Here is an 11,523-nt window from a genome sequence, read left to right as displayed (position 1 = left end):
CTATGTAAGTAATCAAGATTCCAATGAAATATACCCTCTTTTGAGTGTAAAAAACACATTCTGAGGGCAATTATATAGATTAATGAAACGAAAGAACAGGGGTGATTGGTATGATAATTCAAGCATCAGAGGAAAATATTGAAGATATGACAACTTTGGCTTTTGTTTTATGGCATGAGGATTATGATGTGTTAAGAGCGGAAATGGCAGATCATATTAACGATGACGCATGTGCGTATTATATAAAAATGCTGGAGGGTTCGCCGGTCGGATTTGCAGAGTGCCGGCTCAGGCATGATTATGTTGAAGGGACTGATTCTTCCCCGGTCGGATATCTGGAAGGGATCTTTGTTCTTGAAGCTTACCGCCATAGAAACTACGGAAGTGAGCTGGTGGAGGCCTGTGAAAAGTGGGCGAAGGGAAAAGGATGCTCGGAATTTGCGAGTGATTGTGAGACGGATAATCCGGCGAGCCTGCAATTCCATCTGGACACTGGCTTTGAAGAGATGAACCGTATCATATGTTTCAGAAAAGACCTGTAATAATATATGCGGGGGTTTTATACGGGGTAAAAGAAAAGGGATACAAATCAGTATCTTTTTTAAAAGAAGTATGATATTATAATTGTAACAGGAATACCTGGGAAGTGCGTGATGTGTTGAATTATATTTTGACCTAACACTTTTTTTGAAAGGGAGCCCAATAGGTTTTCCTGCAAAAAACAAGCCTGCATAAGACAGGACGTTTGGAGCAGGGAACAGGGCACCCACCTGCACTTAGCAGGCCAAAATAATCAACAATAACACACGGCTTTTCCCGGATATTCCGATAAGTACCGAATGCTTGCATTCGGTGCTTATTTTTATATATTAAATGAATATGCCCATTGGCGTTTCGTCAATGGGCATATTGCCGTTACTCCTGTATATTATTGAGTTTGCTGTACACTTCCGCGAGCTGCTTTTCATATTTTGTCTGATCTGAGGATTGGAAATACCCTTTATCTTTTAATGAATCGGGCAGGTACTGCTGTTTGACGAAATGATTCTGATAACTATGGGGATATTTATATCCGATAGCGTTGCCAAGTTGTTCCGCACCGGCATAGTGCCCGTCACGCAAATGTCTTGGCACTGCTCCAATATGGCCTTTTTTGATATCTCCGAGCGCTTTGTCTATGCTGGTGATTGCACTGTTGGATTTAGGTGACAGCGACAGTTCGATGACTGCCTGGGACAGAGGTATCCGTGCTTCAGGAAAACCCAGCCTTTCAGCAGAGTGTATGGCATCCAGCGTACGGCTTGCCGCCTGAGGGTTCGCCAGACCGATGTCTTCATAGCTGATGACAAGCAGCCGTCTGACGATGGTCACCAGGTCACCGGCCTCTATCAGCCGCCCGAGGTAATGCAGTGCCGCATCGACATCACTGCCCCGTACAGATTTCTGAAACGCACTCATTACGTCGTAGTGCTGGTCGCCATCCTTATCATGGAGAAAGGCGGTCTTCTGCATACAGCTCTTGGCATCTTCAAGTGTAATCGTCACTTTTCCGTCGTCATCTTTGTCAGTGGAAAGTGCAGCGAGCTCCAGCGCATTCAGCGCTGTTCTGACATCACCGTGGCTGGAAAGGATGAAGTGTTCTTCTGCCTTGTCCTCGAGTGCCAGATCAATATCACCCAGACCTCTGTCCTTATCTGCCATTGCCCTGTGTAAACCGGTTCTGATATCCTCATCTGCCAGCGAATTCAGTTCGAATATCTGACATCTGCTCCTGATGGCGGGATTTATCGCGTGGTACGGATTTGATGTTGTCGCACCGATCATGACGATGCTGCCGCTTTCCAGATGGGGGAGCAGGAAATCCTGCTTGGCTTTATCGAGCCGGTGCACCTCATCAAGCAGCAGAATGACAGAACCGCTCATCCTGCCTTCCTCAGCCACCGCCTGCATATCTTTCTTCGTATTGGTGACCGCATTGAGCGTTCTGAATTTAAAGCTTGTTGAACCGGCGATGGCACTGGCAATGCTCGTTTTACCGATGCCGGGCGGCCCGTAAAGTATCATAGAGGAAAGGCGGCTGGCCCGGACCATCCTTCTTATGATACCATCCCCGCCGACCAGATGTTCCTGTCCCAGGATTTCATCTATGGAAACGGGACGCAGTCTGAAACTGAGTGGTTGTGTTGTCATTTTTTCACCTGCTTCCGGTAATATGTTATATTAATATATATTACAGTAATCTATTTTAACATGAACTGAAACGATGGGGTGCTTTATGAAAATCTCTACAAGAGGAAGATACGGCTTATATTTCATGCTGGCTTTGGCAAAAGATTATCAGGAAGGAAAAAGAAGTGTGAAATCTGTCGCAGAGGAACGCGGGATCAGCGACCTGTATCTGGAACAGATTGTCGCCAGCCTGAAAAAGGAAAAACTCGTGAAAAGTACACGCGGTGCCTATGGCGGTTACGAATTGAATTTTCCGCCGGATGAAATAAAAATTGGCACCATTTTCAGATCGCTTGAGGAGAATATCGTCGCGGTCGAAAGTGATGACAAGGATACTCAGACGGAAAGGTATCTATGGGGCAGGATCAGGGATGCACTCCGGGACGTACTGGATCATACGACCCTGCAGGACTTGCTCAACCATGATGAGGATGAAATTGATGACTATATGTTCTACATTTAAAAAGCACCCGTTTCGGGTGCTTTTTCGCGTCAGAACCTGCCTGACCTGAGGATCGCGTAGATCATACCCATGAAGAGGAGGAGTGCCACGGCCGAACCGAATTCAATCGCCGGCAGACTCCAGAGGACTGTCGTCTGTCCGCTTATTGCTGTGCCGATGATCAGCCCCACCAGGATGATGCTGAATGACAGCAGTACGATACTGAATGACAGTCTGTTGCCAATACGATCCAGACGTTTCAAGTAGGTTTCACTGCGTTTTAATTCCATTAATATCGGGACTTGGCGATCTTTTAGTCCTTTTGAAAATTCGTGTACATTGCTGGAGAAGCTGGAAAAATCATCGGTGAAATCATTCCAGCCTCCCCACAGGCGGTCAGCCATATTTTTAGGGTTATATCTTTCCCTGATCAGCTGTCTGCCGAAGGGTTCAGCGACATCAACGATACTGAACTCTGGATCGAGCTGGCTGACGATACTTTCCAAAGTCAGAATTGTTTTGCCAAGCAGCGTAAAATCGCTGGGCAGGTTGATATGATGTTTATTCGCAACGTTAAAAAGATCCTGCACAGCCTCTCCGAGATTCAGTTGGGACAGCGGCACATCATAATACTTGTCCCTCAGAAGTTCCGTATCCTTTCTGAGCATTTTCATATTCACATCATCGGGCACTGCCCCCATGTGTGTGATTGCCCTGACAACACCTGAAGCATCACTTCTCATCATCGACAGAATCAGGAAGCCGAAGTTAGATTTCATATCCTGTGTCAGGCTGCCGGCCATACCAAAGTCCATAAGCGCAATGGTTTCATCTTCCAATATATTGATATTACCGGGGTGGGGATCACCGTGGAAGAATCCCTCGATAAGAATCTGATGGAAAACAGCGTTTGTCAGCCGCTCTGCAAGCACTTCCCTGGAATATCCGTGTGTTTCGATGCCTTCAAAATCATTGATCGGCACGCCGCTGATGAATTCCATCGACAAGACATTTCTTGTCGATGCGTCCCAATATATTTCGGGAATTTTGATGTTGTGATCATCTTCAAACTGTCTGGCAATCTTATCTGCATTTCTGCCTTCGATCGTATAATCAAGCTCATTCAAAATAGCGGTTGAAAATTCCTCGATCATCCCCACCAGCTGATATTGCTGTGCCCAGCTCGTCTGTCTCTCAGCGAGGGCTGCCAGTCTGTGAAGTATCTCCAAGTCGTTTCTGACAGTGTTCTCGATATTGGGCCGTTGCACTTTAACTGCCACCGTTTCTCCAGTGACGAGCTTTCCTTTGTGTACCTGACCGATAGATGCAGAGCCGAGGGGTTCTGCATCCAGCGTCTCAAACACATCCTCCAATTTGGCGTCAAGTGATTCTTCTATGATGTTGACGGCATCTTCATATGGAAAAGGGGGGACATGGTTTTGAAGCTTTTCCAATTCTTTTAAAATATCTACAGGAACAAGGTCCGGCCGCGTACTCGCGATCTGGCCCAGCTTGACGAAAGTGGGGCCCATTTCTTCGATGAACAGACGAATCCGTTCCCCGCGTGTCTTTCCTTCCGCCTCGCTTTTTTGTTGCTTAAGCAGCAGCTTCCTGGGTATGGACAATATTTGATCCAGGCCAAGCTCTTCAACGATGAAATGAAATCCGCTTCTAGAAAATGCAACGGCAATTTCCCTGTATCTCTTAATGTATTGTATGCGTTTTTCGAAAATCATTTTATCCTCCGCCTATCACTTTTTCCTTGTCATTATTTCCAGTATAACCCGACTGGGCGGGTGACATCATCCATAAAGCATGAAAAAGGCTCCCATATTTTGAGAGCCCCGGTGCCTAACCGTCAATTTCTTTGAAATAATTACTATAGATTGCTTTCAGAGCTTTCTCTTCATCTTCCAGACGAATCGCAAACATCATGCTGATTTCTGAAGATCCCTGATTGATCATGCTGATGTTGATGTTACCTTCACTGAGCGCTGTGGTGGTCTTTGTTGCGATGCCGATATGTTCCTTCATGCCTTCGCCGACAATAACCAGAATGACCAGGTTATCTTCTACATACATCTCTTCAGGTTCCATGTGTTCTTCGATTTCTTTCAATATGTTTTCAAGTTTAGTGTTACCTTCAAACTTACTGGAGCGGATGATTACAGAAAGGTTATCGATGCCCGAAGGCATGTGTTCATAAGAAATATCATAATCTTCAATAATCTGCAGCAGTCTCCTCGTAAAACCGACCTGCTGGTTCATCAGATATTTTTTCAGTGTTATGGAGGTGAAACCTTCGTCGCAGCTGATGCCGATGACTGGCATCTCAGGAATGAATTCCCTGTCCGCAACAATTTTTGTACCTTCGATTTCCGGCTGATTCGTATTGCGTATCATAATCGGGGTTTTATTTTCATAGAGCGGCTGAATAGCTTCATCATGGAATACACTGAACCCGGAATATGATAATTCACGCATCTCTCTGTAGGTGATCTCCTTGATGGCGTGGGGGTTTTCAATCATCCCTGGATGTGCAGAGTAGATATGGCTGACGTCAGTGAAGTTTTCATATAAATCTGCATCGGTCCCCCGGGCAACTATTGCACCTGTAATGTCTGAACCGCCTCTGGGGAAGGCCACGATGCGATCATTTTCAGATACGCCGAAAAACCCTGGGATAACCAGGACATGTTCCTCATAGTTCAATTTTGACAGCGCATCATATGATCCAGCCAGCAGCTGTGCATTAGAAGGTTCATCCGTAACTTTGATGCCGGCTGCTTTTGGTGATACATATCTGGCAGGCACGCCCGACAGGTTCAAATAATCGCTGAGCAGCTGTGCATTGAAGTCCTCGCCGCACGATTTTAATGCATCGAGCAGACGGTTTTCGTCATCGATGGTATCCAGGTAGTGATTCAAAGTTTTTCTGTAAGTTAAGAGCAGCGATTCCGACAGCCCCAGTTCATTAATGATGGACTCAAATCTTTCGATGATTTGATTGATCGCCTCGTTCGTATCGAGTCCGGTTACCTTATTCCTGCGAAGTGCGATCAACAGATCCGTCACTTTGACATCACCATCGAAACGTTTGCCTGGAGCAGAAACGACAACGATGCGTCTGGTTGGATCATCTTTGATAATATTCGCTACTTTTTTCAATTGTTTGGCTTCAGAGAGGGAACTGCCTCCGAATTTTACGACTTTCATATATAAAACACCCCGTCAATTGGATTTTAGCAATAATAATACATGAAAAATTATGAATTGTGTAGACTTTTCTATATAATAGACCTTGAACTTTTTAATTTTACGGGGTAATATGTTATCTTAAATGATAATTTAAAATAGGAGGTCTAATGACAATATGAATATTGCTTTACTCGGTTTGGGTACAGTAGGCAGCGGTGTCGTCAATGTACTGACAAACAACAGTGACAAGATTACCAAGCTTACAGATGAAAAGATCATCATCAGCCACATACTTGTCAGTGATGTGGATAAACAGCGTGATGCCGATACAGGTGCGGCTGTCATTACTGATGATGTCAATGATATTATAGAAGATGACACCATTGATATTGTCATTGAGGTCATGGGCGGGATCGAAAAGACAAAGGATCTCTTGCAATCGTTTCTCAAACGGGGCGTTCACGTGGTCAGCGCCAACAAAGATATGCTGGCCGAACATATAGATGTACTGACTGAAACGGCAAATGAAAATAACGCCACACTGGCTTATGAAGCCAGTGTGGCCGGCGGACTCCCGATTGTCCGAAGTATTGAAAACAGCCTGAACAGCAACAGGATTACAAAAGTGCTTGGTATTCTGAACGGTACGACAAACTATATTCTGTCAAAGATGGCGATTGACGGCTGGGAATACAACAAGGCACTGGCGGATGCCAAAGAGAAAGGCTATGCAGAAACAGATCCCACAAATGATGTGGAAGGCATCGATGCCAAGCGGAAGATTGTTCTGCTTTCCCGTCTGGCGTATGATAGAAAGATTAATATGAGTGAAGTGCAGGTCAGGGGAATCAGCGATGTCAGTATCGTGGATATTGACAATGCAGCCAGGGAGAACCTGACTTTGAAACTCCTCGGTAAGAGCACGTATGATGCGGGCGGGCTCTGCGTCAGTGTAGAACCGGTGCTGCTGCCGTCAACGCATCAGCTTGCCAGTGTAAACTATGAGATGAATGCGGTCTATGTGAATGGCAATGCCGTTGGAGAAACAATGTTCTACGGTCCGGGAGCGGGCAGCCTTCAAACAGCTTCAGCTGTGGTCTCTGACCTGATCAACGTCATCCGGTATAAAGATGCCGGGGTGAAAAATTTTGCACCGGATGAAACCGTTGAAGTGAATCCAGATTCAGGAGCCGGCAGACACTATATCAGATTTGCCAACGAACAAAATGAAGCAGAAGCTGCACTTAACGGGATGTCGGTGGAATTTAAAATAGTGGACAGCGATGAGTTTGTAATCATTACAGAAGCAATTACGAACAAACAATTAGATGATTTGAAAGCAGATAGATTACTTGATATCAAAGCGTCATATCAAATTGATGGAGTTGAATAGCATGTTAAATTGGCAGGGTGTGCTTGAGGAATACAAAGACTTTCTCCCCACAGGAACAGAAACACCGGAACTCACGCTGTATGAGGGCGCCACACCTCTCATACATCTGAAAACACTGAGTGCCCAGTATGGTGCGGAAATTTATGCCAAATATGAAGGCGCCAATCCGACCGGTTCATTTAAAGACAGAGGCATGGTCCTGGCGGTTGCCAAAGCAAAAGAGCAGGGGGCACACACAGTCATATGCGCTTCTACAGGGAACACATCGGCCTCTGCAGCTGCTTATGCAGCGCGTGCAGGGCTGAACACGATTGTGGTCATTCCGGAAGGCAAAATTGCACTCGGTAAACTGGCGCAGGCGATGATGTACGGTGCCAGGATCGTATCGATCGAGGGCAACTTCGATGAAGCGCTGAAAGTGGTACGCAAGATTGCCGAAGAGAAGGATGGCATCACACTTGTCAATTCTGTGAATCCTTACAGGCTCGAAGGGCAGAAAACATCGGCTTTTGAAATCGTCGATCAGCTTGGCAGTTCTCCGGACTATCTGACAATCCCGGTAGGTAACGCGGGGAATATTTCCGCTTATTGGAAAGGATTCAAGGAGTATAATGAGAAGAAAAATGCTGCACTGCCCAGAATCTATGGTTTTGAAGCTGAAGGTGCAGCCGCGATCGTCAACGATAAAATCATAGAACAGCCGGAAACCGTGGCCACTGCCATCCGCATCGGCAATCCGGCAAGCTGGGAATTTGCCAAGGCTGCCCGGGACGAATCCGGCGGCATGATTGAAGCAGTATCGGACGACGAAATTCTCAATGCATATGAGACACTTGCAGCAGCCGAAGGGGTTTTTGCAGAACCCGGGTCCAACGCAAGTGTCGCCGGCATGCTGCGTTCACTGGAGAACGGTAAGATAGAACAGGGGGCTACGGTTGTGACAGTATTGACCGGAAACGGGCTTAAAGATCCTCAAACGGCTGTTGATCAAATTACTCAAAAACCAAAAGTCCTGCCAAATGATGAGGACCAGATCATAAAGTACATCGAAGGTATCACAGAAGATGGAAGCTACTGAGTTTAAAATACCGGCAACCAGTGCGAATCTGGGCCCGGGGTTTGATTCGATCGGTTTGGCGCTGGAGAAATTCCTTTATATCAAAGCGGAAAAAAACGACCGGTGGGAAATGAAATTTGAACGTGAAAGTCTTGAAGTCCTTCCTTCTGATGAGACGAACCTCTGTATTCGGACAGCGATGAATATCGCAGGAGAGTATCATAAAACACTGCCCAAGCTCAAAATCACCATGGACAGCGAAATACCGCTGACACACGGTATGGGCAGCTCTGCGTCAGCCATTGTTGCAGGCATAGAACTCGCCGATCAGTTCTGCGGTTTACATTTGAGTGAATATGAAAAAGTGCAGAGAGCCAGTGAAATCGAAGGACATCCGGATAATGTGGGACCTGCTGTAACAGGCGGTTTCTTTGTTGGATATTATAAAAACGGGGAACTTTTCTATTATAGTCATGACTTGAAAGGTCTGGCCGCCATTGTCAGTATACCTGGGTATGAAATCGATACGAAAGCGGCAAGAGCCGCTCTGCCGCAATCATACATAAAGCAGGATGCTGTGGATCAGAATGCCGTAACCAACGTCCTGCTGATGGCCATGATCAACCAGGATTACAACACGATGGGGCAGCTGATGATGAAAGACAGTTTTCATGAGCCATATCGCAGATATCTGATCCACGAATATGATGAAGTCAAAGCTGTTTCACTGAATCATGGCGCCCATGCAACAGTCATCAGCGGTGCGGGCCCCACACTTCTGACGCTGTGTGACACGAATGATGCAGCGCTTATAGTGGATGCATTATCCGTCATCCCGGATTGTGTCCATGAAGTGATTGATATACACACGAAGCGATAGAACAGGCGCATGGGAGTTCCCATGCGCCTGTTTTCAATTATCATTATACCTTTTCACGACACGTTCCCACATATCATAGGAAGCATGCTGTGCATGGGTGTCGTATATATAACTGACAGCCATGACTTCATCAACATGATACTGATTCTGGAACAGCCTCAGCTTCTCAAGTACCGTTTCCTCTGAACCCAGCATGGCTACAGGGAATCTGCTTTCGACTGCCTGCTTTTCCTGCGGGGACCATAATTCTTCCATATCATCCACAGGCGGCTGCAGCTTTTGACGGCCGCCGCGCATGATATTAAGAACAAATTGAGACATCGTCGTATTCAAATAGTTGGCGGCTTCATCCGTATCCGCACAAATAACATTCAGACAAGCAATTTTGTATGGTTCCGACAGTTGATCGGAAGGTTCAAATTCCCGTTCATAAATTTTAAAAGCTTCTCCCATCTGCTGGGGCGCAAAGTGGGCAGCAAATGCATAAGGCAGCCCGAGTCTGGCTGCCACGTGCGCTGAATCAGTCGAAGAACCAAGTATATACAGCGGGATATTGGTGCCTGTACCCGGAAATGCAACCACCTGTGTCTCCTCGACAGATAGATATTTCTTTATTTCCCCGACCTCAGAACCAAAACTGTAGACCCCTTCATGATTATTCCGCCGGATGGCAGAAGCTGTCCGCATATCAGTGCCGGGTGCGCGCCCGAGTCCAATATCCAGACGATCTCCAAATATTGCATTCAACGTACCGAATTCTTCAGATACAACCAGGGGAGAGTGGTTGGGCAGCATGACACCGCCGCTGCCCACACGGATATCATTCGTACTGTTCAAAATATGATGGATGAGCTGTCTTGTCGCTGATGAAGCAATGGTGGTCGTATTATGGTGTTCAGCCACCCAGTAGCGCTCATAACTACTCCCATCGACATGTTTGGCCAATTCAACCATGTCTTCTATCGCTTGAGAAACATCTTTCCCTTCACGCACTGGCACAAGGTTAAGGACAGATGTAGATAATTTCTCCATCATTTCAACGCCTCCTCTTTTAAAACAATTATCAGTGAATGTGTTTGAATTGTCTAACGAACGAGTTTGGAAAGTATAAAAATTGGCTGTTCCATGTTAGAATCTAATAATGTATAATAATGCTATTTAAGAAAGTGAAAGGTGATATCAGTGGGAGTATATGCAGATTATGCAGCAACAACGCCTCTGGATAAAGATATAATTGAAAATGTGATGGTTCATTCTGATGAATTTGGCAATCCATCCAGTATCCATAAACTCGGCAAGCGTGCGAAAGCACATCTTGAATCCTCACGCAGGGCGGTTGCTGATCTGTTGAATGCTTCCCCGCAGGAAATCATCTTCACCAGCGGTGCGACTGAAGCAAACAATATGGCAATCAGAGGGATTGTATCAAAATATGACCGTCCCCATATAATTACCACAGAAATAGAACATGCTTCAGTGCTCAACACTTATAAATCGCTGGAAGCACACGCTGAAGTCAGCTATATAAAAACCGATGAGAACGGTGTCATGAATATGGATCACTTCAGACAGGAACTGAGAGAAGATACGAGACTCATTTCCGTTATGTTTATTAACAATGAAACAGGTGTCATGCAGCCTGTCTATGAAATCGGGCAGATGCTGCATGACCACGCCGCACTGTTTCATGTCGATGCTGTCCAGGCATTCGGCCATATTGGCGTTGATGTCAAAAATCTGGGTATCGACCTTCTTTCCCTCAGCGGCCACAAGATTTACGGACCGAAAGGGGTCGGCGTGCTCTATCGCAAAACCGGGGTGATGATGACACCGTTGATTACGGGCGGTTCCCAGGAAAAAGATGCCAGAGGCGGCACAGAAAACAGTATGTTCATCTATGCCATCAGCCAGGCGATGCAGAAAGCACACGATGGCAGAACTGAGAGAACGATCAGGGAAATGCAGATGAAAGAGAAATTTCTCAATGATCTTACACAAGCTGAAATCCCGTTCAAGGTAAATGGTGACGTCAACCAGTCAGCCACCCATATCATTAATCTGTACTTTCCGTGGGCAAAATCGGAATTTCTGCTCACTGCACTTGATATGGCGGATATTTATATTTCCGCAGGATCAGCATGCCATGCGGGGACGGTTGAACCCTCCCATGTGCTCGCGTCAATGTATGGTGAGGATGAACGGGTAATGAAATCTTTGAGATTCAGCTTTTCCCATCTGACAGAAACTGAGGAGATCGAGCGGATTACAGAAGCGTTAAAGGAAATATACGAGAGATTGGTATAGATACATTTTGAAAGGATGTT

10 protein-coding genes and 1 other RNA gene are annotated in these 11,523 nt (G+C 46.0%); 7 read left to right on the top strand and 4 right to left on the bottom strand.

Annotated elements, in window-relative coordinates; genetic code table 11:
* The first annotated feature begins 110 nt into the window (after nucleotides 1-110).
* Both aac(6') and ssrS read left to right on the top strand, forming a co-directional pair.
* Complete coding sequence (gene aac(6'), locus G343_RS0112645; RefSeq protein ID WP_020008523.1) at nucleotides 111-542, top strand: aminoglycoside 6'-N-acetyltransferase; 432 nt, start codon at nucleotides 111-113, stop codon at nucleotides 540-542.
* A gap of 91 nt (nucleotides 543-633) precedes the next feature.
* Nucleotides 634-827, top strand: a non-coding RNA gene (gene ssrS / locus G343_RS15260) — 6S RNA.
* Between the two features lie 88 nt (nucleotides 828-915).
* Here the strand turns inward: ssrS and G343_RS0112640 are convergent.
* Nucleotides 916-2,190 (bottom strand): replication-associated recombination protein A, encoded by a 1,275-nt coding sequence (locus G343_RS0112640; RefSeq protein WP_020008522.1) that lies wholly within the window; start codon nucleotides 2,188-2,190, stop codon nucleotides 916-918.
* Nucleotides 2,191-2,275: 85 nt separating this feature from the next.
* Here G343_RS0112640 and G343_RS0112635 point away from each other — a divergent pair, with 85 nt between their 5' ends.
* Nucleotides 2,276-2,692 (top strand): RrF2 family transcriptional regulator, encoded by a 417-nt coding sequence (locus G343_RS0112635; protein WP_020008521.1) that lies wholly within the window; start codon nucleotides 2,276-2,278, stop codon nucleotides 2,690-2,692.
* A gap of 29 nt (nucleotides 2,693-2,721) precedes the next feature.
* Here the strand turns inward: G343_RS0112635 and G343_RS0112630 are convergent, their stop codons facing one another.
* Both G343_RS0112630 and G343_RS0112625 read right to left on the bottom strand, forming a co-directional pair.
* The gene (locus tag G343_RS0112630) at nucleotides 2,722-4,407 is read right to left on the bottom strand and encodes an ABC1 kinase family protein (protein ID WP_020008520.1); all 1,686 of its coding nucleotides are present in this window, start codon (nucleotides 4,405-4,407) and stop codon (nucleotides 2,722-2,724) included.
* Between the two features lie 115 nt (nucleotides 4,408-4,522).
* A complete protein-coding gene (locus G343_RS0112625) occupies nucleotides 4,523-5,887 on the bottom strand; it encodes an aspartate kinase (protein WP_020008519.1) in 1,365 nt (454 codons plus the stop codon).
* A gap of 157 nt (nucleotides 5,888-6,044) precedes the next feature.
* On the opposite strand from G343_RS0112625, the gene G343_RS0112620 reads away from it, so the two are divergent.
* From G343_RS0112620 to thrB, 3 genes are read left to right on the top strand one after another with little or no spacing between them, the layout of a single operon-like run.
* The gene (locus tag G343_RS0112620; protein WP_020008518.1) at nucleotides 6,045-7,262 is read left to right on the top strand and encodes a homoserine dehydrogenase; all 1,218 of its coding nucleotides are present in this window, start codon (nucleotides 6,045-6,047) and stop codon (nucleotides 7,260-7,262) included.
* A gap of 1 nt (nucleotide 7,263) precedes the next feature.
* Nucleotides 7,264-8,340 carry a threonine synthase gene (gene thrC, locus G343_RS0112615; protein ID WP_020008517.1) on the top strand — a complete coding sequence of 359 codons (1,077 nt, stop codon included), beginning with the start codon at nucleotides 7,264-7,266 and terminating at the stop codon, nucleotides 8,338-8,340.
* Nucleotides 8,327-9,199 (top strand): homoserine kinase, encoded by an 873-nt coding sequence (gene thrB, locus G343_RS0112610; RefSeq protein WP_020008516.1) that lies wholly within the window; start codon nucleotides 8,327-8,329, stop codon nucleotides 9,197-9,199. Before thrC ends, thrB begins: the two co-directional genes overlap by 14 nt.
* 33 nt (nucleotides 9,200-9,232) lie before the next feature.
* Here thrB and G343_RS0112605 read toward each other — a convergent pair whose 3' ends face one another.
* Nucleotides 9,233-10,234, bottom strand: a complete 1,002-nt coding sequence (locus G343_RS0112605) for an LLM class flavin-dependent oxidoreductase (protein WP_020008515.1) — start codon at nucleotides 10,232-10,234, stop codon at nucleotides 9,233-9,235.
* 147 nt (nucleotides 10,235-10,381) lie between these two features.
* Here G343_RS0112605 and G343_RS0112600 point away from each other — a divergent pair, with 147 nt between their 5' ends.
* Complete coding sequence (locus tag G343_RS0112600) at nucleotides 10,382-11,503, top strand: cysteine desulfurase family protein (protein ID WP_020008514.1); 1,122 nt, start codon at nucleotides 10,382-10,384, stop codon at nucleotides 11,501-11,503.
* The last annotated feature ends 20 nt before the right edge of the window (nucleotides 11,504-11,523 follow it).

This window comes from Salinicoccus albus DSM 19776, assembly GCF_000385175.1.
GTDB lineage: Bacteria > Bacillota > Bacilli > Staphylococcales > Salinicoccaceae > Salinicoccus > Salinicoccus albus.
Note: the sequence above shows the minus strand (reverse complement) of the source record. Positions and strands in the feature narration are given on the sequence as shown.

Bases quoted from the DNA above. Each gene is read 5' to 3' on its own strand.
- G343_RS0112620 (WP_020008518.1), top strand. From the start codon at position 6,045: ATGAATATTGCTTTACTCGGTTTGGGTACAGTAGGCAGCGGTGTCGTC.
- G343_RS0112605 (WP_020008515.1), bottom strand. From the start codon at position 10,234: ATGATGGAGAAATTATCTACATCTGTCCTTAACCTTGTGCCAGTGCGT.
- G343_RS0112630 (WP_020008520.1), bottom strand. From the start codon at position 4,407: ATGATTTTCGAAAAACGCATACAATACATTAAGAGATACAGGGAAATT.
- G343_RS0112625 (WP_020008519.1), bottom strand. From the start codon at position 5,887: ATGAAAGTCGTAAAATTCGGAGGCAGTTCCCTCTCTGAAGCCAAACAA.
- G343_RS0112635 (WP_020008521.1), top strand. From the start codon at position 2,276: ATGAAAATCTCTACAAGAGGAAGATACGGCTTATATTTCATGCTGGCT.
- G343_RS0112640 (WP_020008522.1), bottom strand. From the start codon at position 2,190: ATGACAACACAACCACTCAGTTTCAGACTGCGTCCCGTTTCCATAGAT.
- thrB (WP_020008516.1), top strand. From the start codon at position 8,327: ATGGAAGCTACTGAGTTTAAAATACCGGCAACCAGTGCGAATCTGGGC.
- thrC (WP_020008517.1), top strand. From the start codon at position 7,264: ATGTTAAATTGGCAGGGTGTGCTTGAGGAATACAAAGACTTTCTCCCC.